Raw genomic sequence first — 26391 nt, forward strand, 5'->3', positions numbered from 1 at the left:
GCCGACCACCTGCCGACAGGCCACTACTGATGTGTGCACAGGGGGAAGGTGGTGTACTCAGGCGCCCGGCCCCCGCGCGGACGCACCATCGGGCGGTGGCGGTGACTGTCAGGCGGAGGCCCTGTTCTCGGCGTTCTCGGCGGGCGTCGGACAGCCGACGGTCGCGGTCACGGCCGTCAGCAGCACCACCGAGTCCTCCAGCGCACGCAACCCATGGCGCTCGTGCGGGATGCGGAGCACCTGCCCCGCGATGAGATCCGTCGTCGCGCCGCCGGTGCTCGTCAGCCGGACGTGCCCGTGCAGTACTTGCAGGCTCGCCGCCGGGGGCGCGTTGTGCTCGTCGAGCTCACAGCCGGAGACCATCGCGATCACACTCTGCCGCAGCGGCCCGTCGTGCAGGAACAGATGTGCGCTGCGCCCGTGCGGATCGGACTTCGCCTGGTCCAGATGGTGGCGCGCAAGCGCGGTGAGGTCATCCATGTGTGCCCCTCGATCGGCCTGGTCTGATCGTCGGCGGGTTCCCTCAATCGTCACCGGCTAGCGTGGTGCGCGCCAGTTCACAGGCCGAGTCCCGGGTCCCGAGCCCCAAGAAAGCGGGGAAGGCCCGTGGCCGCCCAGGAGACCCGTGGCGCACAGGAGAGAGGTTCAGCAGCCGTGGCCGACTATCTGACCGTCCTGACCACCACCGACACCCCCGAGAAGGCCGAGGCGCTGGCGCGCGGGGCCGTGGAGGCGCGGCTGGCGGCCTGCGCGCAGATCAGCCAGCCCGTGACGTCGGTCTACCGCTGGAAGGGGGCCATCGAGACCGCGGCCGAGTGGCAGGTGCTGTTCAAGACGACCGCGGCCCGGTACGAGGAGCTGGAGGCGCACATCCGGGAGGCGCACGACTACGACACCCCGGAGGTCATCGCCACGCCGATCATCAATGGCAGCGAGGACTATCTGGCGTGGGTGGTCACGGAGACGACGATCGACTGAGCGGCAGCACCAAGGCCGCCGGGCCCGGACCCCCAGGGCGAAGGGCCCCGGCGCCGATCGCCCCTGATCAGCGGGGGTCGCCGTCCGCGGCGAGCGCCTCCTCGATGCCCCGTTCCCGCGGCCCCAGGAACTCCGGATCGGGCCGGAAGGTCGCGTCCAGGGCCGCCTTGTTCGCCGCCAGGATCTCCCGCAGCGCGCCATAGCTCCAGGTCACGTCGTGCGGCTCAGCGACCGCCACCCCGTACGCGTCGATCCCCGCGGCATCGCACAACGCCAGCGCCCGCTGGATATGGAACCCCTGGCTCACCAGCACCGCCCGGTGCACCCCGAAGATCCGCCGGGCGCGGCTGCACGAGTCCCAGGTGTCGAAGCCCGCGTAGTCGCGCACGATCCGCCGCTCGGGAACACCGCGTTTGACGAGGTAGGCGCGCATCGCGTCCGGCTCGTCGTAGTCGTGTCGGCTGTTGTCCCCGGTGACCAGCAGCGCGCGGATCTTGCCGTCCCGGTAGAGCCGTACCGCGGTGTCCAGCCGGTGCGCCAGGTAGGGGGACGGCGAGCCGTTCCACAGCCCCGCCCCGAAGACCACCCCGACCGGGGCCGCGGGCACGTCCGCGACCGTACGGACCCGGTCCTCGGTGCTCAGCTGCAACCAGGTGGCGGGAAGCAACGCCAGTACACACAGCAGTACACAGATCTGGAAGAGGCGCCGCTGCTCCCGCCGCGTACGCCGCCGGAACACCCTCCGCAGCCGCCGCCGCAACCGATACCACGGCGCCGTGGCCACCCACCGCACCCGCTCGAACCGCGCCCCCGCGCGCCGCATCCGTTCCCCCGCCCCGTCTCACCCCGACAACCGTCGGGGTGAGTGACGCCGCTCGCGCCGTCCCGGTTGCGCCGGACCCGAGCGATCAGGCCGATTCCGCCTAGCCTTGGACGCGTTCCGTACGACCGAGAAACAGGTGTGATCAAGCCGTGCCCCCGATTCCCACAGCAGAGCTCCACCTCCACATCGAGGGCACCCTGGAGCCCGAGCTCGCCTTCGCGCTCGCCGAGCGCAATGGTGTTGTGCTGCCCTATGACACCCAGGACGAGTTGCGGGTCGCGTACTCCTTCACCGACCTCCAGGACTTCCTGGACCTGTACTACGCGCTGATGGCCGTGCTGCGCACCGAGGACGACTTCGCCGACCTGGCCAACGCCTATCTGGCCCGCGCCCGGGAGCAGGGTGTGCGGCATGCGGAGATCTTCTTCGACCCGCAGGCGCACACCGAGCGCGGGGTCCCCATCGGCACGGTCATCGAGGGCCTGTCGCGGGCCCTGGACGCCGTGCAGGAGACCCATGGCATCACCACCCGCCTCATCATGTGCTTCCTGCGCGACAAGAGCGCGGAGTCGGCCCTGGAGACCTTCGAGTCGGCCCGGCCGCACCTGGACCGGATCGCCGCCGTCGGCCTGGACTCGGCCGAGGTCGGCAATCCGCCGTCGAAGTTCCGCGAGGTGTACGCGCGGGCCCGGGCGGCAGGGCTGAAGTGTGTCGCGCACGCGGGGGAGGAGGGGCCGCCCGCGTACGTATGGGAGGCGCTGGATGTCCTCGGTGTGGACCGGGTGGACCACGGCGTGCGCTGCCTGGAGGACGAGGCCCTGGTCGCGCGGCTGGTCGCGGACCAGGTGCCGCTGACCGTCTGCCCGCTGTCCAACGTCCGCCTCCGCGTCGTCGACCGCCTCGAGGATCACCCGCTGCCCGCGATGCTGGACGCCGGGCTGCTGGTGACGGTGAACTCCGACGACCCCGCCTACTTCGGCGGCTACGTGGGCGACAACTACACCGCCGTGCGGAACGCGCTCGGCCTCGACGACGCCACCCTGCGCACCCTGGCCCGCAACTCCTTCCGCGCCGCCTTCCTGGACGAGGAGACGCGGGCGGCGTACCTGAAGGAAGTCGAGGGAGTGCAGGAAAGCGGGCAGGCCGGGCAGAACGGCGGTTGACACCAACGGACGGGCACTGGCCTCCGAGGGCGCGGTGGGGGCGGAGGCGTCAGTCCTCCGCCAGCTCCACCCGTACCGCGCACACCTTGAACTCCGGCATCCGCGACACCGGGTCCAGCGCCGGATTGGTGACCGTGTTGGCCCGGCCCGGCCCCGCCCAGTGGAACGGCATGAACACCGTGTCCGGCCGGATGTCCCGGCTGATCCGGGCCGGGGCCACGGTCCGGCCGCGGCGGGAGACCACCGCGAGCGGGGCGCCCTCCGCGGCGCCCAGCCGGTCGGCGAGCAACGGATGCAGCTGGACGAAGGGACCGGGCGCGGCCTCGTTCAGCTCGGCCACCCGCCGGGTCTGGGCGCCCGACTGGTACTGGGACAGCACCCGGCCCGTGGTGAGCAGCACCGGGTACTCCGCGTCCGGCTCCTCGGCCGCGGGCCGGTGGCTGACGGGGACGAAGCGGGCCCGGCCGTCGGCGGTGGCGAACCGGTCGAGGAAGAGGCGCGGTGTGCCGGGGTGGGGTGCGGGCGCTCCGTCGGCCGCGGAGCGCAGCGGCCCCGCCCCCGTATCCGCCCTCGCCCCCGTATCCGCCCTCGCCCCCGTATCCGGCCCCACCCCGGCATCCGGCCCCGGCCCCGGTCCGTCCTCCGCCCCCGGGCCCGCCCCCGGCACGGCCCCCGCCCCCGCCTCCCCCGTCTCCGGGCAGGGCCAGAACACCCCGTCCTCTTCCGCGACCCGGCGGTATGTGATGCCCGAGTAGTCCGCGGGCCCGCCCGCCGAGGCGCGCCGCAGTTCGTCGAAGACCTCCTCCGGGTCTTCGGGGAACCCCTTCTCCCAGCCGAGGCGCGCCGCGAGCCCGTGGAGCACCGCGAGATCCGTCCGTACCCCCGGCGGCGGTGTCAGGGCGGCCCGGCGCAGGATGACCCGGCCCTCCAGATTGGTCGTGGTGCCCGTCTCCTCGGCCCACTGGGCCACCGGCAGGACGACGTCCGCGAGCGCGGCCGTCTCCGAGAGCACGACGTCCGCGACCGCCAGGAAGTCCAGTGAGCGCAGCCGCGACTCGATATGGGCCGCGCGGGGCGCGGAGACCAGCGGGTTGGAGCCCATGAGCAGCAGCCCGCGCACCTCGCTGCCGAGCGCGTCCAGCAGCTCGTACGCGCTGCGCCCCGGCCCGGGGAGCGCATCGGGGTCGACGTCCCAGACGGCCGCCACATGGGCACGCGCGGCCGGGTCGTCCAGCTTGCGGTAGCCGGGCAGTTGGTCCGCCTTCTGGCCGTGTTCGCGGCCGCCCTGGCCGTTGCCCTGGCCGGTGAGACAGCCGTAGCCGGACAGCGGGCGGCCCGCGCGGCCGGTGGCCAGGCACAGGTTGATCCAGGCGCCGACGGTGTCGGTGCCCTTGGACTGCTGCTCGGGGCCGCGTGCAGTGAGCACCATCGAGTTTTCCGCATCGCAGAACATGTCGATCGCTCGGCGGAGTTCGGGCACCGCAACCCCCGTGATCCGCTCGACCAGTTCCGGCCAGTGGGCCATGGCGGCGGCCCGTGCCTCCTCCCACCCCACGGTCCGCCGGGCGATGAACTCCTCGTCCACCCGGCCCTCCGCCACCACCAGGTGCAGCAGCCCCAGGGCCAGCGCGAGATCGGTCCCCGGCCGTGGCGCGAGATGCAGATCGGCCTGCTCGGCGGTACGCGTACGGCGTGGATCGATCACGATCAGCCGTCCGCCCGCCTCCTTCAGCTCGGTCAGATAGCGCAGGGCGGGCGGCATGGTCTCGGCGAGGTTGGAGCCGACGAGGATCACACATCCGGTACGGGAGACATCCGCCAGCGGGAACGGCAGCCCCCGGTCAAGACCGAAGGCCCGCTGGTGGGCGGCGGCGGCCGAGGACATGCAGAACCGGCCGTTGTAGTCGATCTGCGAGGTGCCGAGCACCACCCGCGCGAACTTCCCCAGCGCGTACGCCTTCTCGTTCGTCAGCCCGCCACCGCCGAAGACCCCCACCGCGTCCGGGCCGTGCGCCCGGCCGGTGGCCGCCAGGCCCTCCGCGACCCGGTCGAGGGCCTCCTCCCAGGTGGCCGGCTCGAGCCGACCGGTATCAGGGCGGCGGACCAGCGGCTCGGTCAGACGCACCCGGGAGGAGAGCAGAGCGGGCGCTGTGCGCCCCTTGCCGCACAGCGCACCACGGTTGACCGGGAACGCGGTGCGCTCCACCACCTCGACACCGCTGTCCGCGGCCGACGGCCGCAGGGTCATCCCGCACTGCAACGCGCAGTACGGACAGTGGGTGTCGACGGAGGCGGCGGGTGAGGCGGGTGCGTCCCCAGGAGCGTGCTGCATACGAGCGAGCGTGCTACGCCCGTGTTACGGCCCGCGTCCCCGTGCGTTACACCTCCGGGAATCGGACCTCAGCGCGCCCGGCGGCCGTCCGTGAAGTCGGCGCAACCACCTGTCATCGCGGTGCAACGGCGACGCAATACGCCGCTGCCAGGCTCTCTTCATGACGGTGTCGCCCCTCCCGGGTCCTCCCGCTCCTCCTGGTCCGCTCGGCCCACCTGGTCCCACGGGTGCCATCGGCCCCGCCGGCCCCGCCGGCCCCCACGACTTCGACAGCACGGCGCAGCTCATGACCCAGATCACCGCACAGCTCCACACCCAGCTCAGCCGCAGAGGGCGGCTCACCGGCCGTCGCCCCGCCCTGCCCCCGCCGACCCTGGTCGCCGTCGCCCACGGCAGCCGGAACCCCGAGGCGCTGCGCACCGTGACCGCGCTCCTGGCCCGGGTCCGGGCGCTCCGCCCCGACGTGCCGGTACGCCTCGGCCATATCGAGCTGAACCAGCCGTTGCTGACCGACACCCTCGCCGGGCTGCGCGGGGACGTCGTCCTGGTGCCGTTGCTCTTGGGCCGCGGCTACCACATCAAGCAGGACATCCCGGCCGCCGTCGCCGCCGCGCCCCACCTCGACGCCCGGATCGCCGCCCCGCTGGGCCCGCATCCGCTGCTCGCCGAGGCCCTGCACACCCGCCTGGCCGAAGCGGGCTGGCGGCCTGCGGCCCGCGCCGTAGCCCAGTCCCCGGCGGCAACGGGTGTCGTACTGGCCGCCGCGGGCTCGAACGACCTCGACGCGGGCATCGACACCGCCCGTACCGCCGCCCTCCTCAGCGCCCGGCTCGGCGGCATCCCCGTGCTGCCCGGCCATGCCTCCGGCGCCGGGCCCACCGTGCCCGACGCGCTCCGCACCCTGGCCGCCCTCGGTCGTGAGCGGGTGGCGGTGGCCTCCTACTTCACCGCGCCCGGCCGCTTCGCCGGTCAGTGCGCGGACGCCGCCCCCGGGGTCGCGGCGGCCCCGCTCGGCGCCCATCCGGCCGTCGCCCGGCTTGTGCTCCACCGTTACGAACAGGCCCTCGCGAGTGCTCCCTTGTCACACAGGGCGGTTACCGTCGGTGTATGAGCAGCGCGAGAGGACCCGAGCCCGACCCTTCCGACGCCTCACCCCGGGCCGACAGGTCCGGTGAGGCCGACGCCCGCCGGATCCCCGGCTATGACGTGGCGGACCTCGAGCGATGGGCCCCCGAGCCCGACAAGCGGCCGGGCCGCACCGCCTTCCAGCGGGACCGGGCCCGGGTGCTGCACTCCGCCGCGCTGCGCAGGCTGGCCGGAAAGACCCAGGTCGTGCCCGCCGCCCCGGCCGCCGACCCCGGCCCGGCCGGGCGCGCCCCGGCCTGGGACGCCACCCCGCGCACCCGGCTGACCCACTCCCTGGAGTGCGCCCAGGTGGGGCGGGAGCTGGGCGCCGCCCTCGGCTGTGATCCGGATCTGGTCGAGATGGCCTGTCTCGCCCATGACCTCGGCCACCCGCCCTTCGGTCACAACGGCGAGCAGGTGCTCAACAAGATCGCCGAGCCCTGCGGCGGCTTCGAGGGAAACGCGCAGTCGCTGCGGCTGCTCGCCCGTCTTGAACCCAAGCGGTTCGTCCCCGACAAGGAGACCGGCGTCCAGCGGAGCGTCGGTCTCAATCTCACCCGGGCCGCGCTCGACGCCGCCACCAAGTACCCCTGGCCGCGCGGTGGCCACCCCGAGGACCCCGGCTCCCCGAAGTTCGGGGTCTACGAGGACGACATCCCGGTCTTCCGCTGGTTCCGGCAGGGCGCCCCCGACGGCCGTACGACCTTCGAGGCTCAGGTCATGGACTGGTCCGACGATGTGGCGTACTCGGTGCACGATGTCGAGGACGGGCTGCACGCCGGCCATCTCGACCCGGCCAGCCTGCTCGCCGAACCCGACCGGCGCGAGGTGTTCGCCGTCGCCGCCGACCGGTACGCACCGGGCGCCGATCCACAGGAGCTGGCCGAGGCGCTGGACCGGCTGCTGGAGCAGGAGTGGTGGCCGCACGGCTACGACGGCTCATCGGTCGCCCAGGCCCGGCTGAAGGACGCCACCAGCCAGCTCATCGGCCGCTTCTGTCTCGCCGCCGAGGGCGCCACCCGCGCCGCGTACGGCACCGGCCGGTTCACCCGCTACACCGCCGAGCTGGTGGTGCCCCGCGCCACCCATCTGGAGTGCGCGGTGCTCAAGGCGGTAGCCGACCGCTATGTCATCCAGCGCGCCGACCAGGAGCTGGTCCGGGCCGACCAGCGCGTGGTCATCGCCGAGCTGGGGCAGGCGCTGATCGCCCGCGCCCCGGTCGGACTCGACCCGCAGTTCCGCGCGCTGTTCGACGAGGCCGACGCGGCCGGGGACGACGCCGGGCGGCTGCGCGCGATCGTGGACCAGATCGCCGCACTGACCGACGTCTCGGCCCGCTCCCTGCACACCCGGCTCACCGGGCCCCGGTCGGCGCGCCGTCCATGAGGGGCGGCGCGCCACGGATGAGACCGCCGGATCCGAGGCCGGATCCGCGGTCGGCGGACCGGCAGGAGCGTACCGGCCCTTCCCGCCGCCCGCGCGGTGCGGGAGGCTCCTCTATGACCGCGATGTGGCCGCGATGTGGCCGCGGTGTGGCCGCCTCGGCCGACCTGACCGACCCGACCACCGAGGACACGACGACACCGAGACCACCGAGGACACCGACGCCACAGGGCCGAGAAGAGACCTCCGACACCGGACCGGCGGGAGACTGACGAGAGAACGACACACAACGCACGGCAGAACGACACGAGTCGCGCGCGAAACTCACCCGAGAACGACGCGAGGACCCACGCGCCAGGCCGACGCGACCGGGGTAAGGCAAAGGCAGAGCCACTGCTCGGCAGCGAGGAGGAGACAAGTGGTCGACGCACACCAGACGTTCGTCATCGTCGGAGGGGGTCTGGCCGGGGCGAAAGCCGCGGAAACCCTTCGAGCGGAGGGTTTCACCGGCCGGGTGATCCTGATCTGTGACGAGCGCGACCACCCCTATGAGCGGCCACCGCTGTCCAAGGGCTACCTCACCGGCAGCCAGGAGCGCGACAGCGTCTTCGTCCATGAGCCCGCCTGGTACGCCCAGGCCGATATCGAGCTCCATCTCGGCCAGCCCGCCGTGCGGCTGGACCGCGCCGCCAAGGCGGTGACCCTGGGCGACGGCACCCGTATCCACTACGACCGCCTGCTGCTCGCCACCGGCGCCGAGCCGCGCCGCCTCGACATCCCCGGCACCGATCTGGCCGGTGTCCACCACCTGCGCCGCCTCGCCCACGCCGAGCGGCTGAAGGGGGTTCTGGCCGCCCTCGGCCGTGACAACGGCCAGCTGGTCATCGCGGGCGCGGGCTGGATCGGCCTGGAGGTCGCCGCCGCCGCCCGCGGTTACGGCGCCGAGGTCACCATCGTCGAGCCCGAGCCGACCCCGCTCCACCCGGTCCTGGGCCCCGAGCTGGGCACCCTCTTCGCCGATCTCCACGGCGAGCACGGGGTCCGCTTCCACTTCGGCGCCCGGCTCACCGAGATCACCGGCCAGGACGGCATGGTGCTGGCGGCCCTGACCGACGACGGCGAGGAGCACCCCGCCCACAGCGTGCTGGCCGCCATCGGCGCCGCCCCGCGGATCGCCCTCGCCGAGGCGGCGGGCCTGGAGGTGGTGGACCGCGCGGCGGGCGGCGGTATCGCCGTCGACACCTCGCTGCGCACCAGCGACCCGGACATCTTCGCCGCGGGCGATGTCGCCTCCGCCCCGCTCGCCTTCCTCGAGGGGACCCCGGTCCGAGGCGCCCTGCCGCCCGGCGCCCGGCTGCGCGTGGAGCACTGGGCCAACGCGCTCAACGGCGGTCCGGCCGCCGCCCGCGCGATGCTCGGCCAGGACATCGCGTACGACCGGGTGCCGTACTTCTTCTCCGACCAGTACGACGTCGGTCTCGAGTACTCCGGCTACGCCCCGCCCGGCTCGTACGACCAGGTCCTGATCCGCGGTGACGTCGGCAAGCGGCAGTTCATCGCGTTCTGGCTCAACGACGGCCGTCTGCTGGCGGGCATGAACGTGAACGTGTGGGATGTCACCGGGACCATCCAGGAGCTGATCCGCGGCGGTACCCGGCTGGACCCGGCGGCGCTGGCCGACCCGGCCGTCCCGCTGGCCTCGCTGATGCCGTAACACCGGGCCCTGGGCCCGTATCCCGCCCGCGTCCCGGGTCCGGCACGGAACGACGAGCCGTGTCGGACCCCGGCCGTAGAATTCACGCGTGGCAGGCAGGATCAACGATGACGACGTGAGGGCGGTGCGGGACGCGGTCCCGATCGACGCCGTTGTGTCCGAGTACCTCCAGCTGCGGAGCGCGGGGGGCGGCAATCTCAAGGGCTTGTGCCCCTTCCACGACGAGAAGTCCCCGTCCTTCCAGGTCAGCCCCAGCAAGGGGCTCTATTACTGCTTCGGCTGCCAGGAAGGCGGCGACACGGTCGACTTCGTGATGAAGATCGACCACCTCTCCTTCGCGGAGACCATCGAGCGGCTGGCCTCCCAGGCGGGCATCACCCTGCGCTATGAGGAGGGCGGCTACACCCCCGGCCGTCAGCAGGGCGAGCGCACCCGCCTGGTCGAGGCCCACCGGGCCGCCGCGCAGTTCTACGTCGAGCAGCTGGACGGCCCCGAGGCGGAGATCGGCCGGAAGTTTCTCGCCGAGCGCGGTTTCGACCAGGCCGCCGCCCAGCACTTCGGCGTCGGTTACAGCCCGGCGGGCTGGGACCACCTGGTCCGCTTCCTGCGCGGTCGCGGCTTCACCGACCAGGAGCTCATCCTCTCCGGCCTCGCCCAGGAGAGCCGCCGCAATCCGATCGACCGCTTCCGCGGCCGTCTGATGTGGCCGATCCGCGACATCACCGGCGAGGTCGTCGGCTTCGGCGCCCGCAAGCTGCGCGAGGACGACAACGGCCCGAAGTACCTCAACACTCCCGAGACCCCGCTCTACAAGAAGTCCCATGTCCTGTACGGCATCGACCTCGCCAAGAAGGACATCGCCAAGACCAGCCGGGCGGTCGTCGTCGAGGGCTATACGGACGTCATGGCCTGCCATCTGGCCGGAGTGACCACCGCCATCGCCACCTGCGGCACCTCGTTCGGCGGCGACCACATCAAGATCTTGCGTCGGCTGCTGATGGACAATTCGGGCGCCGAGGTGGTCTTCACCTTCGACGGTGACGCGGCGGGCCAGAAGGCGGCCCTGCGCGCGTTCGAGGACGACCAGAAGTTCGCCGCCGAGACCTACATCGCCATCACCCCGGGCGGGATGGACCCCTGCGAGCTGCGGCTCGCGGAGGGCGACGACGCCGTCAAGGCGCTGGTCGAGAGCCGCACCCAGCTGTTCGAGTTCGCCATCCGGCAGATCGTCGCGCGCCACAACCTGGACACGGCGGTGGGGCGCGCCGCCGCGCTGGAGGAGGCGGCGCCCGTCGTCGCCGGGATCAAGAACCGTTCCATCCAGCACGAGTCGGCGGTCCAACTCGCAGGTCTGCTCGGCATCCTCGACACCCAGTTCGTCGTACGGCGCGTCTCGCAGCTGGCCCTCTGGGCGCGTGAGCGCGGACGGGGCGCGGGCGGCGACCGGCGCGGCCGGGGCGATCAGCGCGGCCGTCCGGGCGGCGCTCCGGGGGACGGCGGGCCGCAGGGCCCTCGGGGCGGCCCGGCGGCGCAGACCGCCCCGGCGCCCCCGCGCGGCCCCGCGCTCAACCTCCGCAGCCCCGCCCACCGCGTCGAGCGCGAGCTGCTCAAGCTGGCCCTCCAGCGCCCCGAGCTGGTCTCCCCGGCCTTCGACGCGTACGGCATCGACGAGTTCACCGCCCCGCCGTACGCCGCGGTGCGCCGCGTCATCGAGGACGCGGGCGGGGCGACGGGCGCCGACGGCGACTATCTCGCCCGGGTCCGGGACGTCGCCCCGGACGACACGGTCCGCGCGATGGTCACCGAGCTGGCCGTCGAGCCGCTGCACACCCGCCGGGAGGCGGACGAGGCGTATGCGGGCGTGCAGTTGGTGGCCGTGCGCCTGGCCGCCGTCAATCAGCGCATCACGGAGGTCCGGGGCACGCTCCAGCGTCTCGGGCAGCAGGCCGACCCCGCCCAGCTCGCCGCCGTCCAGAACGAGCTGTGGGTCCTCCAGCAGTACGGACAGTCCCTGCGCGACCGGGGCGCGGCGGCGCTGTAAGGCCCCCGCAAGCCGTTTCCGGCCGGCCTTTTCCGGCCGTTCCGGGGCCTGTGGAAGGTGGGTGTAGCCGCCGGGTAGTCGGACGGTCACGGGCCGCTGAGCAAAAAGTGCCCGCACGCCCCTCGTGGCGGGCCTGTCTCGTACTCCACACTGGGGGCGGTGCCTGAGTCCTCGGAGCGCGGCGGTGCTGACCGGCAAGTGCCGGATTCCCCCGCAGATCCGCTCATGTTGTACGGGACGGACGGCGGCGCGGCCGCCGCAGCCGTACCCGATCGTTCTGCCGCCTCAAGCGCGATCACCCTGGAGGTCGCCCCCGTGCAGACCCAGACCCTCACCGATGCGGCCCCGGCCGCGCCACCGCATTCCCGGTCGGCCCCCACGCCCGGCGCGGAACCGGCCGCGCCGCCGCTGTCCGCGGACTCCACGGGCGCGCCGGACGCCGGACCGGAGGGGGTACGGGACGTGACGGCGTCACCGGACGGAGCCGAGCGGAGCAGACGTCGCGACCCGTCCGGGCCCGCCGACCAAGCCGACCAAGCCGACCAACAGGAGCCCTCCGGCCAACCGGAGCCGTCGGACCATGAGCCGTCGGACCAGCCGGGGCCACCCGAACCGGCTGACCAGTTCGAGGAGCCTGCCCCGCCGGCACTGCCCGAGCCGCCGTCGGCCGTACGGCCCGACACCAGCGGCCCGTCCTCCGACCTCTTCCGCCAGTACCTGCGCGAGATCGGCCGTATCCCGCTGCTCTCCGCGGCCGAGGAGGTGGATCTCGCCCGCCGGGTGGAGGCGGGCCTCTTCGCCGAGGAGAAGCTCGGCAACACCCCCGACCTCGACTCCCAACTCGCCCTGGACCTGGACCGGTTGGTGGTCCAGGGCAGGATGGCCAAGCGCCGTCTGATCGAGGCCAACCTCCGCCTCGTCGTCTCCGTCGCCAAGCGCTACATCGGCCGCGGGCTGACCATGCTCGACCTGGTCCAGGAGGGCAATCTCGGCCTGATCCGCGCGGTCGAGAAGTTCGACTATGCGCGCGGATACAAGTTCTCGACGTACGCGACCTGGTGGATCCGCCAGGCCATGTCCCGCGCCCTGGCCGACCAGGCCCGGACCATCCGGGTCCCGGTGCATGTCGTCGAACTGATCAACCGGGTGGTGCGGGTGCAGCGCCGGCTGCTCCAGGAGCGCGGCTACGAACCCACTCCCGAGGAGGTCGCGGCGCAGCTCGACCTCACCCCGGAGCGGGTCGGCGAAGTGCTGCGGCTGGCCCAGGAGCCGGTCTCCCTGCACGCGCCGGTCGGCGAGGAGGACGATGTCGCCCTCGGTGACCTCATCGAGGACGGCGACGCCGCGTCCCCGGTGGAGTCCGCGGCCTTCCTGCTGCTCCGCGAACATCTGGAGGCCGTGCTCTCCACTCTCGGTGAGCGCGAGCGCAAGGTCGTCCAGCTGCGTTACGGGCTGGTGGACGGCCGCCCGCGGACGCTGGAGGAGATCGGCCGGATCTTCGGCGTGACGCGGGAGCGGATCCGTCAGATCGAGTCGAAGACGCTCAGCAAGCTCCGCGACCACGCCTTCGCCGACCAGCTCCGCGGCTACCTGGACTGAACACCTCTCCTCCCCGCCCGGCCGGTGCCCCCGGCCCGGGTCAGTACTCCCCGGCCCCCGCCCCCGCCCCCGGATCGCCCTCGAAGGCCCCCGGATACGTCTGCTCGCGCACCGCCACGTACTGCTGCCGTACGGCCTGCCCCACGGCCAGTTCCTCGCCCGGTTCGAAGACCTGGCTGGCCGCCGCGGGCCACCGGGGCGGCTCGTGTGGCGACAGGGTGCCGTGCGCGGCGCCGAGCGCCCAGGCGGCCTGCCGGGCGGCGCCGATGGCGGCGTAGTCCGCCGGCTGGGGCACCACCACCTGCGCGCCCAGCAGCGCGGGGGCGATGGCGCGTACGGCCTGGAGGTCGGCCGCGGGCCCGAGCAGGAAGACCCGCCGCACCTGGACGCCGCGGCCGCGCAACACGTCCAGCGCGTCCGCGAGCCCGCACACCATCCCCTCGAAGGCGGCGCGCGCCAGATGCTCGGGCTTCATCGACTCGCGCCGCAGCCCGGTGAGCGTTCCGGCGGTGTGCGGCAGGTGGGGGGTGCGCTCGCCCTCCAGATAGGGCAGCAGCACCAGCCCGTACGAACCGGGTGTGGACTTCAGCGCGAGCGCGGACAGCCCTTCCAGATCGGTGCCGAGCAGCTCGGCGGTGCCGCGCAGCACCCGTACGGCGTTGAGCGTGTGCACGACCGGCAGATGCATCCCGGTGGCGTCCGCGTACGACAGGATCGTGCCGGTCGGGTCGGCCAGCGCCTCGTGGTGGACGGAGAAGACCGAACCGGACGCCCCGAGCGAGATCACCGCGTCACCGATGCCGACGCCGAGCCCGAAGGCCGCGGCCATGGTCTCGCCGGTCCCGGCGGAGATCAGCAGCCCCTCGGGGGTCTGCCCCGCCGCGTCGGCCGGGCCGATCACCTCGGGCAGCCGCACCTGATGGCCGAGCGCCAGCTCGATGAGATCGGGGCGCCAGGAGCCGGTGGCGGCCGACCAGTAGCCGGTGCCGGACGCCGTGCCCCGGTCGGTCGTACGCCGGTGGGGCCGTCCGAGCAGCTGCCACACCAGCCAGTCGTGCGGCTGCATCAGCTCGGCGACGCGGTGTGCCGCGTCCGGCTCGGTGCGGGTCAGCCAGCGCAGCTTGGCGACCGCCTGGGTCGAGGTCGGCACCGCGCCGACGGCCTGGGCCCACGCGGTGCGGCCGCCGAGTGCCTCGACGACGTCGGCGGCCGCGGCCTGCGCGCGCTTGTCGTTGCCCACCAGCGCGGGGCGCACCAGCGCCCCGCCCGAGTCCAGCGCGAGCAGTCCGTGCTGCTGCGCCGAGACGCCGATGGCCTGCACCCCTTCCAGCAGCCCGCCCTCGGCGGCCTCGCCGAGGGAGAGCAGCCAGGACTGCGGATCCACGTCATGCGGGGAGCCATCGCCGCCTCCGAGGGCTGGATGCGGGGCGTACCCCTGTTTGAGTACGGCTCCCGTATCCGTGTCACAGACGACGATTCGTGTGCTGTCGGACGAACTGTCCAACCCGGCGACTATCCCCATGGACCAGATGATGCCACCGCGGGCAGCAGGCCCTGTCCGGTGGGTCTTATCGGGCCCGCGACGCCTGGCACCGCGCCCCCGGCTAACGCTGGGAGGTGCCCCCGGCCGCGTTGTCGGAGTCGCCCGAGTACGCCCAGTACGAGGGCGATCCTCCGCCTTGCGATGCAACGGCACCAGACGCCGCGGGCTGCTCCTCAAAGACCCACCGGACAGGGCCTACGTGTTGCTGGTGCCCCAGTCGTCCTCCTCCATGACGCGCTCCTCGCGCTGCCCGCCGATCCGCTCGCGGAGCGGCCGCACCTTGCCGAGCGCCTTGGCGGCGGCTTGGCGGCCGCCGTGCACGGCCGATTCGGCGGTGTTGCGGACGGCAGGGTTCTGTGCGAACTGCCGCGCGCAGCTGCGCAGCTGCTCGTACCGCTCGCGGCCGGCCCGCGTTCCCAGTACGTAACCAACAGCCAGCCCGGTGATGAACGTCAGCCGGTAGCGCATCGACCTGCCCTTCTGGTTGTCCTTCGCATCGGACCCCGGGGTCGTGCCGCTCGCCTACCCGCCCGTGCCGCAGATCACCCACGGCTCAGCAACAGATCATCCGGCGGGCTCCCGCGGGGATACCGATTGGCGGAGCACCCCCCTGCTTGCGCTAATGTATGTGTCGCAGCGAACGCACGCCCTCCGGGAACCCCGGACGGGGGTGCGGACGAGGCACACGGAGCAATCCCCTGTAGCTCAATTGGCAGAGCAGCCGGCTGTTAACCGGCAGGTTACTGGTTCGAGTCCAGTCGGGGGAGCGCGGTCCCCTGTAGCTCAATTGGCAGAGCATTCGGCTGTTAACCGGAGGGTTACTGGTTCGAGTCCAGTCGGGGGAGCAGACGGGAGAGGACCCCTGAGGGGGTCCTTTTTCATGTCGGTGCGCCGATGTGCCGGACGGCGCTACGTCAAGATCCAGCCATGATCGAGCCGCCGGGGCGTCCAACATCAGCCCGCCGAAGCAGCAGATCGTATGAGCGGCTATGCTGCGGCAGACGGCGCGCACACGTGTGGACGACGCGCCGTTACGGGGCGGTAGCTCAGCCGGTTAGAGCAGCGGACTCATAATCCGTCGGCCGTGGGTTCGAGTCCCACCCGCCCCACCATGGAAGCGGTCGGCCGGATCGTTTCTACCTGGTGAAACGCAAGAACGGGGGTCGCCACTCCGACGTGGAGACCCCCGTTCATACGTTCAGATCAAGATCCAGGGGACACATAGGGGACACGGGACCGGATCAGGGGACAGAGGGGCTCTCACGCCACCTTCTGGCGCCTGTTTGAAGCCCGGCGAGAGGTCCTTCCCGTCGTCGCCGGCAGGTGCCCCCGCCTGCCGGCCTCGCGGCAGCCCGAGGCTATGTGCGTCGGCTGGCACTGGCCGCCGAAGATGTCCTCGAGGTAGCTGATAGCCGAGCCGACCTCATCGTCGGCTCCACCCACGTCGATGGGCGGTGGTCAGCATGACGCTGCCCCGTGGCTTACTGGTGCCAGGTGATCTACACGGATCCGGCGATGAGTGGGATGGCCGTGCTGTCCCGCGCAACGCTGTACCGGCGGGGCAGCGCCGGTGCCACGGCTTTGGTCTGCTACGTGATGCGAGCCGTCAAATTACTTATTTCAGCTGCCAGTTGCTTCTTCACAGGGCGGCGGCGTGTGGCCGGGTCGTCGGTGCAGGATGCCTCGCCCTCGCCGGTGAGGCATCCTGCGTTGGTCGGCCGCTGCGACGGCTCAGTGGCCCAGCACCCGTACCTCCGCCAGGGTAAGGGTGTCGGCGTCGGTCTTGACCACCGCGACGTACTTCCAGGGCCCAGAAGAGGGCAGCTTGCAGGTGTACGTGCTCGCGTAGGGCAGTGCTGTCGCACCGACGGAGCATGCAACGGTGTGCCCCTGGGACATGTCGTGGTTGTTTGACACCCAGACCTCGAAGTTCCGCCGCTCCGTCGAGATGTCGTGGCCGTCGTTCCGGAAGACGATCTCTACCCGCGACAGGGTGTACTGCTGCGGAAGGGAAGTCTCCCACCACTGATTCCCGCCCCCGGTGGTGCTGGCGAAAATCGTACTGGGATCGTCATCGACAGCCTTGGACGCCGGGTAGGCACTTGCATACGTTGAACTGGCTTCCGCGGTCTGGCCGTAAGCGACGTTCCGGTCCTTTATCAGGGTCCCGATCCCCTTGAGCCGGTCCACGTAGGTCTGTGGGATTTTGCCCGTCTTGTTCGGACCGACGTTCAGCAGGTACAGAGCGTTACCGGCCTTGAGCCTTTGGAGCTTGGTGAGGATGTCTCCGGCGCTGCGGGGAGCGCCGGTGCTTGTGGTGTGGAACCAGGTGCTCTTCGAGTCGAGGGTGTCACTGCCGTCGGTGGGGTTGGTGTTGGTCGTCGGCGGCAGACCATCGATGCCGTTGGGGACTTCGTAGACGATGACGTCCGAGGTGTCGAGTGACTTCTTGTGGTCGTTGTTGGCGACAACGGTGTTGGGTGACAGCTCGCGGATATAGTCCCGGACGGGCTTGTAGGGGATGGTGCTGTAGGGCACCTTCCAGCCCCAGCCGTCGAACCAGAGGTAGTCGATCTGGCCGTAGTTCGTGAGCAGTTCCTTCAGCTGGTTCTTGACCAGTTGCTCCGAGTCGCCGTTCTTCCGGTCCCAGATGGAGAAGTACAGGCCCACCTTGAGGCCGTTGGCGCGCATCGCCTTGACGTACTCACGCACGATGTCGCCTTTGCCGTCCTTGTACGGGCTGGCGGCGATGTCGTGGCTGGAGTAGGCCGTGGGCCACAGCGCGAATCCATCGTGATGCTTGGCGGTGAGGACGCCGAACGTCATCCCGGCGGACTTGATGGCCTTGGCCCACTGGTCGGCGTCCAGGTTGGTCGGGTTGAATGTGCTGGGCGAGTCGTCGGGACTGGCCCACTGTACGTTCGAGTAGGTCGACATGTTGTAGTGAAGGAACATCCCGAACGGGTTGTTCGTCACCCACTTCTGCGCGGGCGACGGGTCAGCGGCTTGTGCCGTGGCGCCGCCGCCTGAGATGCCGGCCAACAGCAGGCTTAGCGTCGCTAGGCCGGCGAGCACGTAGGTTCTCAACAATCGGATCACTTCAAACCTCCTCGGGCGAAGATGTTTCCTATATGAAACAGAGCCCCGCAAGCGAGTCAAGGGTCGTGACACGTCCACATCGAATCGATCTCATGGTCGGCTGCGGGGGCGGATGTCGCCCACACGACATGCACGCCGAACCCGTTGTCACTCTGAAACAGACGCTTGTCCGCCGAGCGCAACAGGCCGCATCGCATCGCCCGCGCCTGCCCGTGAGCCGGAGATGTCGGCGCGGACCCAGTCAGCCCCTCTCAAGATCATATATGATTTGCGGGCCGTGGCGTCACGACTGCGACCGCCCCGGTCGTTGGCCACACTCAGCACGCCGACGGACGGCCGACCCGGGGTGATGCGGCCGTCGAGTAACCGATCACCTCGTGGGTAGCCAGCTCGATGGTGATGGCGATGGCGAGGTGAAGCCGGTCGGGTCGAGCGCCTCGATGGGGCCCGCCAGGCACGTTCTCAAGAATGCATCGTTCCTCAGCTTCCTATATGAAATGCGGGATCGGTGGCGGTCGGCCAAGAGAGGGGCACCCACTTCATCGGACCGCCACCCTCCGAAGGGTGAGCCTGCGTGGCGTGATCGGATGCCTGGCGTTCAGGGGCGCCGGAGGGCTACAGGAGAGGGTCTAGCTGGCTGTTCGGCCTGGATGAAGGTCCTGACGGCCGGGTTGGTGCATGGTCGCAGCAGGTGTCGGCGGGCCCTGATGGTCAGGGGTCTTGACGGGGCGTCTTGTGAAGCGCACTATCGCGGCACCAATTTCCTATTTGATTTCTGAGGTGAGGGGGATGCGTCTTCGGACTAGACCCCTCCTGCCGGGAGTGGTCGCCGTCGCGATGCTGGCCACGGGTTCGGCAGCTTGCACGGTCAAGAACGCGGATGAGCCGACGGCGGGCAGGCCCCCGCGTCCGCGCGGGCGGGCCACGGCACGGCCGTGCTCGCGGACGGGTCGACCACCAGGGTCGCGCTCGTGCCCGGTGGCGCTCATCCCTACTTTCAGCCCTGGAAGACCGCCGCTGCCGACGCGAAGAATACGTACCGGCTCGGGGACGTGACGTTCGACGAAACGGCGGAGTGGGACCAGCAGAAGCAGAACAACCTGCTGTCCACGCTCGCCGCGCGCGGCTACAACGCGTTTGGCATCTTCGGCGTCTCGCCGACCGACATCAACACGACGTTCGCGGGCTTCGCCGTGGCCTCACTCGGCTCCTGCCCGGCGGGCACGAAGGACGACGCCGACTTCTGCCTCTCCACGGACGTCGAACTCGCCGCGTACAAGGCGGCCAAGGCCGCCATCGCCGCGAGGGGCGGCAAGGGCAAGATCGTCCACCTGACGAGCAACAATGTGGACGCCAACACCCGGCTGCGGATCAAGGGCGTCGGCTGGGCAGTGAAGGAGTCGGCCGGCAAGGTGAAGCTGCTGCAGACCGTCACCGACATCGACAAGGACCTGCAGACCGCGCAGAAGGCGGTGTCCGACCTGATGGCGGCCAAGGGCAAGCAGATAAAGGGCATTGTCTCCACCGCCTACAACCCGGCCGTCGCCGCCGCCGACGCGGTCAGGAGCTCCGGTTCGCACGCGAAGGTCGTCGCCATCGACGACGACGCCAAGATCCTCAGCTCGATCAAGCGGGGCACGGTCACCGCCACCGTCGTGCAGAACCCGGTGGGACAGGCCGAGGTCGGGGCGTGGGCACTCGCGCTGCTGCAGACAAAGCAGTGCACCATGCGCACGCCCGGGCAGTCCGTCGACTCCGGCTCGTTCGTCGTCACCAAGGAGAACGTCGCGACCTATGACAGTGCGAGGCAGGCGAAGACCGATCGGCTGAAGAAGCAGTTCGCTGACGAAGTCCTGGCGTGCCGCTGACCCCTGCTGTCCTCGCACTACAGAAACCGGACATCACGCATGAGCATCATCACGACCGACCGCCACGGCTAAGCTGGCCGACATCGCCGTGGAGACGGACCGCACCGACGCGGTGCAGCCCTTCGTCAAGCAGGAGACGGCTCTCGCCGACGTCAGTACGGCGGACGGCAGCGCGGGGACCGGCTACGCCTACACCATCGGCACCGGCGGAACCTCTGTACTGGCCATGCTGCGGGACCACCTGCTGCCCGCCCTCATCGGGCAGGACGCGCGCATCGTCGAGGCGGTGTGGCAGAGGCTGTTTGCCCTGAGCCGTGCGACCACCACCGGAGCCATCGCCTCGCTCGCGCTCGCCGCCGTCGACACCGCGCTGTGGGACGTGCGCCGCAAGCGCGCGGGCGAGCCGCTGTGGCGGCTGGCCGGCGGTCACCGCCAGGACCTGGCCGGGCTGCCCCGCGACATCGACGGCCCCTTCCTGGCGAGCGGGCGAGCCTGGACTGCGATGGCTGACCCGGCCGGATGTGCTGCGTGGGTTGCGTTCGGCGGCAGCCGCAGGTCTCGTCTACGACGTGGTGGTGCCGCCCACCAGCTGCCCGCCGCGATCCAGGCAGCCGACGCCTTGCCGGAACTGACCTTCGTCCTGGACCACTTGGGCAGGCCGCCCATCGCATCGAACGTGGTCCAGCCCTGGTCCGGCGAACTGCGGCGCTTCGCCGCCCTGCGTCGCGTACACCCAGGCTCGCACCGCCGCACTCAGCGAAACCGAGCAGTCGGCCGTGTGGTCAGGCACCGCGGCCCGGGTCCACCGAGTGACGGTGGACCAGCCAGCGCCGTGACCGCTGATTGTCCACCGGCCAGAACCGCCGGCCCGGCCGAGCTGACGCGGCAAGCCGCGGGCTCAGGACTCCTCGCCCCGGCTGAGCTGGCGCTGGAGGCTGCGGGAGAGGTGCTCCGCCATCGCTTCCGCCGCGCGGTCGGGAGAGCGGCGCAAAATCGCGTGCACCACGCGCTGGTGCTCCGCGAGGGTCGGGTCATCGGCGCCGAGGACGCTGCTGAGCCTGAAGATGTGCAGATGGGAGTGGAGCCGCTCCACCGCATCCGCGAGCAGCGGCCGGTGGGATGCCTGTGCGATCACGTCGTGGAAGCGCTGATCGAGGGCGGCGAAGTCGCGGTAGGCCGCATAGCGCCCGGCAGTCCCCGGGTGGGACTGCATCTCTTCCGCGATCCGCTCGATGTCGTCGAGCTGAGCCTCACTGGCGTTGACCGCAGCGAGAGCGGCTGCCCTTGGTTCCAGCAGCTGCCGCATCTCGAAGAGTTCCTCAAGTCCCTGCCGGGTCAGCAGCTCGGTGGTGCGGTACCCCGAGCGAGTCCTCTTCACCACCAGGCCGTCGGACTCCAGCCTGGCCAGCGCCTCCCGGATGGGAGTTGGCGAGACCTTGAGGACACGGGCCAGGGCCTCGATGCTGACACGCGCGCCGGGGGTGATCTCATGGTCCATGACCATGGCCTTGATGTCCTCATAGACGCTGTCCGAGAGAGCCTGACGGGCAGGAGGCAGGTCCTGCCCCTTCAGTTCCCGCGGTGCCCCGGACGCGGACGTGTCGTGCGGCGGCATCCGGACTCCTGCTGCTGTTCGGGGCTTGTCGGGGCAGCACCAGTTTACCGAGGTGGGGTACTGCGTCATCGCGTTCGGACCCAGGGCTTCACGGGCCCGCCGGCGTTCGTCTCACGTCGATCACGGAGACCCAGAAGCCCGGCGAGCAGACGCCGACCATCGCTCCCAGCCGCAAGGACGCACTCCAGGCGATCGTCACCATGTTGGGGTTGCTCGGGCTTGTCGCCAGCTACTGCCGGATCAGGGAACAGAGGGGCCCCGCCGTTCCCCGTAGTGCGGCGTCGACAGCGGCAGCCCGACGTGGTCGGCCACCTCGCGGATCGGTATCAGATCGGCCATGCGTCAGGGCCCCCGCGGTGCGCGGACCCGCCGCGGTGGCGCTCGACTGCCGTTCGCATCCGGCGCAGCAACTCCTCGAGTACGGGTGGCGACGTGGCGAAGTTCAGCCGGGCGAAGCCTCTGCCCTCGGGCCCGAAGTCCGCGCCCCGGAACAGCATCAGCTTCCCCTGGTCCTGGAAGAACACCGAGGGGTCGTCCCCGACGCCCAGGGCGCGGCAGTCCAGCCACGCCAGATACGTCGCCTCGGGCGGCACGAAGCCGATGCCCTCCGGCAGCGCCTCGGCCACCCGCAGACGGTTGCGCGCCAGCACCTCCCGCACCCCGGCCAGCCACTCGTCCCCCTCGCTCCACGCGGCCTTGAGCGCCTCCACACCCAGTGCCCCGACCTGCCCGAAGAGCAGGCCGCGATGGGCGTCGACGGAGTCCCGGAGGGTTTTGACCCCGATGTGCGCGACCGCGCAGCGCGCGCCGGCCAGGTTGAATGCCTTGCTGCCGGAGGTGACGGTGACGGTCCGGGCGGCGACCTCCTCGGAGAGTGAGGCGAAGGGGATGTGCACGGAGCCGTCATAGGTCAGCTCGGCGTGCACCTCGTCCGAGATGACGAGCAGGTCCCGCTCGACGACCACCTCGGCCAGCGCCAGCAGCTCATCGCGCCGCAGCACGCGCCCGGTCGGATTGTGCGGGTTGACCAGGAGCAGCGCGCGGCAGCCGCCGTCGGCCGCGCCGCGCAGCTCCGCGACGAGCCGGCCGATGTCCGGGTCCCACTCGCCGCCCGCGCGGCGGATCGGCACTGTCCTCGGCGGTCGGTCCAGCTTCGTCAGCACGTCCAGGAACGGCGGGCACGCCGGGGTGTGCACGGCGACCGGATCGCCCGGCGCGGTACCCAGGTGCAGGGCGATCTGCATGGCCTGGTTGACGTCGGTGAACAGACGGACGTGCGCCGGATCGGCCTCGAAGGCGAACCGCTGCCGCATCCGCCGGGCGAAGACCTCGCCCAGCGGTCCGCCCTCGGACTCGTCGTACCAGGCCGGGTAGCCGAGGTCGGTGTCGATGCGGTGCAACAGGGCGCGCCGGACGGCCGGTGAGATGGGGAAGTCCATGTCCGCCACCCAGGCCGGCAGGACCCCTTCGGGGGCCGATGACCATTTCTCGCCATCCCGGCGCGAGAGCGTGGCCAGATCGAAGGCGTCCAGGCGCATCAGCCGCCCACCCTCTCGTGTGCGTTCCGTGGGTCTCGTGCGTCCTGCACCGGCGCGCTGTCGTTGCGGGTGGTGCCCCAGCGCCGTTCGGTCTCGTGGTGGATGTACCAGAGGTCGTCCTCGGTGAGCGAGGTCGACACCACTCCCGGGAATGCCTCCTCGAAGTAGATGTAGGGCTTGCGGTTGTCCACGTGCGGTGAGTGGTAGTCGAGCTTGGCGACCATGCCGTGCATCCGGGTGATGGGGGTGGCCGGGTGGTAGGTGAGCACATTGGGACTCGCGAGATCGATGAGCTTCTCGTCGATGAGGTGGCTGACTCCCGCGATGGTCTCGTCGATGCTGGAGCGCGTCTCTCCGTCGAGCCCGAACAGGACGGAGGTGCCCACCCGCATTCCGGCGGCCTTGACCAGGCTCGCGGCCTCCTTCACCTTCTGCGCCCAGTCGCGGTGTTCCTCGCGCCGCAGGTTCTTGTGGATCCTCTCCATGACCTGGGCCGACATGCTCTCGATGCCGATGTAGACATACGTGCACCCCGCGTCGCGCATCAGGTCCAGGATCCGGCCCGACTCCTCAGGGCTGTGCAGCGCGGCCAGTACGTCCACGGTGAGCTGGGCGCCCCACTGCAACCGCCGCAGCCGCTCCACGGCGGCGTCGTCCTCGAGGAAACGCCGGTACCGCTCGTCGAGGCCGTCCGAGGGTTTCTCTCTGATCTCCCTCAACTCCGCGCAGAACTCGGCGATGTCAGGGAATCGTCCGCTCCAGAAGATGGAGTCGTCGAAGAACAGAGCCTCGGCGCCGTAGCCGACGTACTCGCACACCCGCTCCACACCGACGGAGGTCTGCCGGAATCGCTTCAGCCCGCCCGCGATCTTGGCGGTTTCGGAACAGAAGTTGCACTGGTACGGACAGGCGTTGGACACCATGACATGAGCGGTCCGCTGGATCTCCCCGGTGCGGGCGAGGAAGATCGGGAAGCGCGAACGGATCGCGAACGCCTCGTAGGGGGAGGGGAGGGGGGCCAGGTCGAGCTTGGCCCCTTCCAGCGGATAGGCGTCCAGCCGGTCCCGGTCGGCCAGTAGGGCCAGCGACCGCCCCGGGGGCGGCCCTTCGGCCCGGAGCAGTTCCTCCATGACCGGGCCCACCTGGGCCGGGTCGGCCCAGCGGGTCCCGACGTCCATGGAGAGGGCGACGGAGCGCATCAGCAGGTCCAGCGAGTGGTACGCCTCGCCGGAGACGACCGCGTCCACCACACGCGGCACCCGGCCCTCTTCCATCACGGTGAAGGTGCTGCTCGGCGCGAGCAGCACCCGCTCCTGGGCGGGGTCGCGATGAGGCACCAGATGGACGGTTTCGTCGACATGACGGCCGCCCAGGATCACATAGGTGCCCGGCACCTCGATCTTCGCCAGACCGGCCATGTCCAGCGCATAGCGGTGTCCCGGTGACACGCTGCTGATGAGCACCACCCGCGGCCGCACTTCGCGCAGCAGCCGGATCCACCGGATCCGCGCGTCCTGGTCCCAGACGCGCGGATCGAAAACCGTCTGATCGGTATTGGGCTGCTCCCCGTACTCCCGGTACCCGGTGAAGCCGACGGATAAGCGGTAATCGATGGTCGGGAACCGTGTCCAATCCGGGGCCACATCATTGTAGTGCTCGGCCAGTTCAAGCGGACCGGCATCGTGCACGGCATTGTGGACGGTCACGCTGAGTGCGGAATACAGACACATGGGATCACCGGGGTAGGTGATTTCACCTTCGTGCTGTGTCATTACCGGTGCAAGGGCGGAGATGACGGGGAAGTAGCGGCTGTTCGCCCGCCCTTGGGCGAGGAGTCTCGACAGGGTCTCCCGGCGGGTGGCCAGCATTTCCTTGAACTCCATGGAAATGGCCGACCCAGGGATGCGCTGAATGTGAATGTTACCAGGCAAAATGGACCCTTCCCCCTCAGGCGCCGATGCGGGCGCGCTCACGAGCATGTACCAGACTGCCGATCGATCTCAAGCGAATACAAGACGCGACACGCGGACCGCGTCGGGGGTGACACTTCCCACGCAACCCGCCGCGCAGAGTGGGTGGTTGACGGGCGGTCGGACAGCGTGGTTCAATCGCCGAAGTTCTGTTCATTATGCACCGATGGATTCATGTGGAATCGACCGTTCCGAATCGATCGGCCCTTGGTCGGGGCGGGTGCGCAAAGGGGGAGCTGTTCATCTCATCTCGGAGGGGGAGGAGACGGTGTTCGGCAACGATGAGATGGCCTCGGAATTACACCTGCTCGACCTGCACGGTTCTCTGGGGTCTCCCGTCATCGAGTCGATGAATTTCCTCAACGAGGTGTCGCACCGATTCCCCGACGCGATCTCCTTCGCGGCCGGCCGCCCCTACGAGGGCTTCTTCGATCTGGACGATGTACACCGGTACATCCGTACGTACTGCGACCACGCGGCGGCCCGGTTCGGTGACGATCCCGCGCTGGTCCGCCGTCATGTGCTCCAGTACGGCAGGACCAAGGGGATCATCCATGAACTGATCGCGGAAAACCTCTCGGTGGACGAGGGTATCGAGGCCGACCCGGAATCCGTCGTCGTCACCGCGGGCTGCCAGGAAGCCCTTTTCCTCACCTTGCGGGCGCTGCGCAGGACCCCGCGGGACGCGCTGCTCATCGTGCTGCCCGCCTATGTCGGAGCGACGGGCGCGGCCGAGCTCGCGGACATGCCGCTGCTGCCGGTCAAAAGCTCGGCGGACGGTATCGACCTGACGGACCTGGCCGAGGCCGTCGGCCGGGCCAAGGCGGCCGGAATGCGCCCGCGGGCCTGCTATATCGTCGCCGACTTCGCGAATCCGTCCGGTATCAGCATGAGCCGCGCCACTCGCGAACGCCTGCTGGAACTGGCCGTGGAACACGATTTCCTGGTCCTGGAGGACAATCCCTACGGGGTTTTCTCCGCGGAGGACGCAGCGCAGCCGCCCACGCTCAAGGCTCTCGACCCGGACCGGCGGGTGGTCTACCTCGGTTCGTTCGCCAAGACCGGAATCCCCGGAGCCCGCGTCGGCTTCGTCGTCGCCGATCAGCGGGTGGAGTCCGCGACCGGCCCGGGGCTGTTCGCCGATGAGCTCGCCAAAATCAAGAGCATGCTGACGGTGAACACTTCGCCCATCGCGCAGGCCGTTATCGGCGGAAAGCTGCTGGAGAACGGCGGCAGTCTACGCTCGGCGAATACCAGAGAGCGCCGGTTCTATCAGCAGAACCTCCGGCACCTGCTGCACGGACTGGCCAAGCATTTCCCTCCCGGCTCGACTCCGGAAGTCACCTGGAACACACCAACCGGGGGCTTCTTCGTCGTCCTGGACGTACCGTTTCCGGTGGACGACGCACTCCTGGAGCATTGCGCGCGTCACCATCGCGTGCTGTGGACCCCCATGCACCACTTCTTCGGCGATGGACAACCGCGTCACCAGATCCGGCTGTCCTTCAGCTATCTGACGCCCGACGAGATCACGGTCGGCCTCGAGCGGCTGGCTGGATTCGTCTTCGAGCTCTGCGCGACGGCCCGCGGCTGAGGCCCC

The 26391-nt window shown here is 70.5% G+C and carries 17 protein-coding genes, 3 tRNA genes and 3 pseudogenes; 14 read left to right on the top strand and 9 right to left on the bottom strand.

Annotated features, from left to right (window positions below):
* Window positions 1-108 precede the first annotated feature (108 nt).
* The gene (locus JK363_RS16730; protein WP_201875690.1) at window positions 109-480 is read right to left on the bottom strand and encodes a cupin domain-containing protein; all 372 of its coding nucleotides are present in this window, start codon (window positions 478-480) and stop codon (window positions 109-111) included.
* 174 nt (window positions 481-654) lie between these two features.
* Here JK363_RS16730 and cutA point away from each other — a divergent pair, with 174 nt between their 5' ends.
* A complete protein-coding gene (gene cutA, locus JK363_RS16735) occupies window positions 655-978 on the top strand; it encodes a divalent-cation tolerance protein CutA (protein WP_201875736.1) in 324 nt (107 codons plus the stop codon).
* Window positions 979-1045: 67 nt separating this feature from the next.
* On the opposite strand, the gene JK363_RS16740 is transcribed toward cutA, so the two are convergent.
* Entirely contained in the window at window positions 1046-1801 is a 756-nt protein-coding gene (locus tag JK363_RS16740) for an ElyC/SanA/YdcF family protein (protein ID WP_201875691.1), read from the bottom strand.
* Window positions 1802-1950: 149 nt separating this feature from the next.
* Here JK363_RS16740 and JK363_RS16745 point away from each other — a divergent pair, with 149 nt between their 5' ends.
* Window positions 1951-2964, top strand: coding sequence for an adenosine deaminase (locus JK363_RS16745; protein WP_201875692.1), 1014 nt, complete (start codon window positions 1951-1953; stop codon window positions 2962-2964).
* 49 nt (window positions 2965-3013) lie between these two features.
* Here JK363_RS16745 and JK363_RS16750 read toward each other — a convergent pair whose 3' ends face one another.
* The gene (locus tag JK363_RS16750; RefSeq protein ID WP_201875693.1) at window positions 3014-5296 is read right to left on the bottom strand and encodes a molybdopterin oxidoreductase family protein; all 2283 of its coding nucleotides are present in this window, start codon (window positions 5294-5296) and stop codon (window positions 3014-3016) included.
* 286 nt (window positions 5297-5582) lie between these two features.
* Between JK363_RS16750 and JK363_RS16755 the strand changes: the two genes are divergently transcribed.
* The 5 genes from JK363_RS16755 (at window position 5583) to JK363_RS16775 (ending at window position 13158) form a co-directional block, all read left to right on the top strand.
* A complete protein-coding gene (locus JK363_RS16755; protein ID WP_201875694.1) occupies window positions 5583-6407 on the top strand; it encodes a sirohydrochlorin chelatase in 825 nt (274 codons plus the stop codon).
* Window positions 6404-7807 (top strand): deoxyguanosinetriphosphate triphosphohydrolase, encoded by a 1404-nt coding sequence (locus JK363_RS16760; RefSeq protein WP_201875695.1) that lies wholly within the window; start codon window positions 6404-6406, stop codon window positions 7805-7807. The genes JK363_RS16755 and JK363_RS16760 overlap by 4 nt, the downstream gene beginning before the upstream one ends.
* Before the next feature lie 415 nt (window positions 7808-8222).
* Window positions 8223-9518, top strand: coding sequence for an NAD(P)/FAD-dependent oxidoreductase (locus JK363_RS16765; RefSeq protein WP_201875696.1), 1296 nt, complete (start codon window positions 8223-8225; stop codon window positions 9516-9518).
* Between the two features lie 88 nt (window positions 9519-9606).
* On the top strand, window positions 9607-11559 hold the full coding sequence (dnaG, locus tag JK363_RS16770) for a DNA primase (protein ID WP_201875697.1): 1953 nt from the start codon (window positions 9607-9609) through the stop codon (window positions 11557-11559).
* 315 nt (window positions 11560-11874) lie between these two features.
* Window positions 11875-13158, top strand: a complete 1284-nt coding sequence (locus JK363_RS16775) for an RNA polymerase sigma factor (protein WP_372444791.1) — start codon at window positions 11875-11877, stop codon at window positions 13156-13158.
* A 40-nt stretch (window positions 13159-13198) separates the two neighbouring features.
* Here JK363_RS16775 and JK363_RS16780 read toward each other — a convergent pair whose 3' ends face one another.
* The gene (locus JK363_RS16780; protein WP_201875699.1) at window positions 13199-14680 is read right to left on the bottom strand and encodes an FGGY family carbohydrate kinase; all 1482 of its coding nucleotides are present in this window, start codon (window positions 14678-14680) and stop codon (window positions 13199-13201) included.
* A 216-nt stretch (window positions 14681-14896) separates the two neighbouring features.
* Complete coding sequence (locus JK363_RS16785) at window positions 14897-15169, bottom strand: YtxH domain-containing protein (RefSeq protein WP_201875700.1); 273 nt, start codon at window positions 15167-15169, stop codon at window positions 14897-14899.
* A gap of 226 nt (window positions 15170-15395) precedes the next feature.
* Here JK363_RS16785 and JK363_RS16790 point away from each other — a divergent pair.
* The 3 genes from JK363_RS16790 (at window position 15396) to JK363_RS16800 (ending at window position 15813) form a co-directional block, all read left to right on the top strand.
* A tRNA-Asn gene (locus JK363_RS16790) sits at window positions 15396-15468 on the top strand.
* Between the two features lie 5 nt (window positions 15469-15473).
* Window positions 15474-15546: transfer RNA gene (locus tag JK363_RS16795), tRNA-Asn, on the top strand.
* A 190-nt stretch (window positions 15547-15736) separates the two neighbouring features.
* Window positions 15737-15813: transfer RNA gene (locus JK363_RS16800), tRNA-Ile, on the top strand.
* A gap of 619 nt (window positions 15814-16432) precedes the next feature.
* Here the strand turns inward: JK363_RS16800 and JK363_RS16805 are convergent.
* The gene (locus JK363_RS16805; protein ID WP_201875701.1) at window positions 16433-17800 is read right to left on the bottom strand and encodes an alpha-L-fucosidase; all 1368 of its coding nucleotides are present in this window, start codon (window positions 17798-17800) and stop codon (window positions 16433-16435) included.
* 789 nt (window positions 17801-18589) lie between these two features.
* Here JK363_RS16805 and JK363_RS16810 point away from each other — a divergent pair.
* The 3 pseudogenes from JK363_RS16810 to JK363_RS42435 form a co-directional block, all read left to right on the top strand.
* Window positions 18590-19668: pseudogene (locus tag JK363_RS16810) on the top strand (substrate-binding domain-containing protein).
* Window positions 19669-19741: 73 nt separating this feature from the next.
* A pseudogene (locus tag JK363_RS16815) lies at window positions 19742-20110 on the top strand (mandelate racemase/muconate lactonizing enzyme family protein); the annotation flags it as partial.
* A gap of 43 nt (window positions 20111-20153) precedes the next feature.
* Window positions 20154-20389, top strand: a pseudogene (locus JK363_RS42435) (amidohydrolase family protein); the annotation flags it as partial.
* Window positions 20390-20566: 177 nt separating this feature from the next.
* On the opposite strand, the gene JK363_RS16820 reads toward JK363_RS42435, so the two are convergent.
* The 3 genes from JK363_RS16820 to JK363_RS16830 all read right to left on the bottom strand — a co-directional run bounded on the left by JK363_RS16820 (window position 20567) and on the right by JK363_RS16830 (window position 24704).
* Complete coding sequence (locus tag JK363_RS16820; RefSeq protein ID WP_201875702.1) at window positions 20567-21283, bottom strand: GntR family transcriptional regulator; 717 nt, start codon at window positions 21281-21283, stop codon at window positions 20567-20569.
* A 326-nt stretch (window positions 21284-21609) separates the two neighbouring features.
* Complete coding sequence (locus JK363_RS16825) at window positions 21610-22821, bottom strand: MalY/PatB family protein (protein WP_201875703.1); 1212 nt, start codon at window positions 22819-22821, stop codon at window positions 21610-21612.
* Complete coding sequence (locus tag JK363_RS16830; protein WP_201875704.1) at window positions 22821-24704, bottom strand: B12-binding domain-containing radical SAM protein; 1884 nt, start codon at window positions 24702-24704, stop codon at window positions 22821-22823. Before JK363_RS16830 ends, JK363_RS16825 begins: the two co-directional genes overlap by 1 nt.
* Window positions 24705-24861: 157 nt before the next feature.
* Between JK363_RS16830 and JK363_RS16835 the strand changes: the two genes are divergently transcribed.
* On the top strand, window positions 24862-26385 hold the full coding sequence (locus JK363_RS16835) for an aminotransferase-like domain-containing protein (RefSeq protein ID WP_372444792.1): 1524 nt from the start codon (window positions 24862-24864) through the stop codon (window positions 26383-26385).
* The last annotated feature ends 6 nt before the right edge of the window (window positions 26386-26391 follow it).

This window comes from Streptomyces coffeae, from assembly GCF_016741875.1.
Taxonomy (GTDB): domain Bacteria; phylum Actinomycetota; class Actinomycetes; order Streptomycetales; family Streptomycetaceae; genus Streptomyces; species Streptomyces coffeae.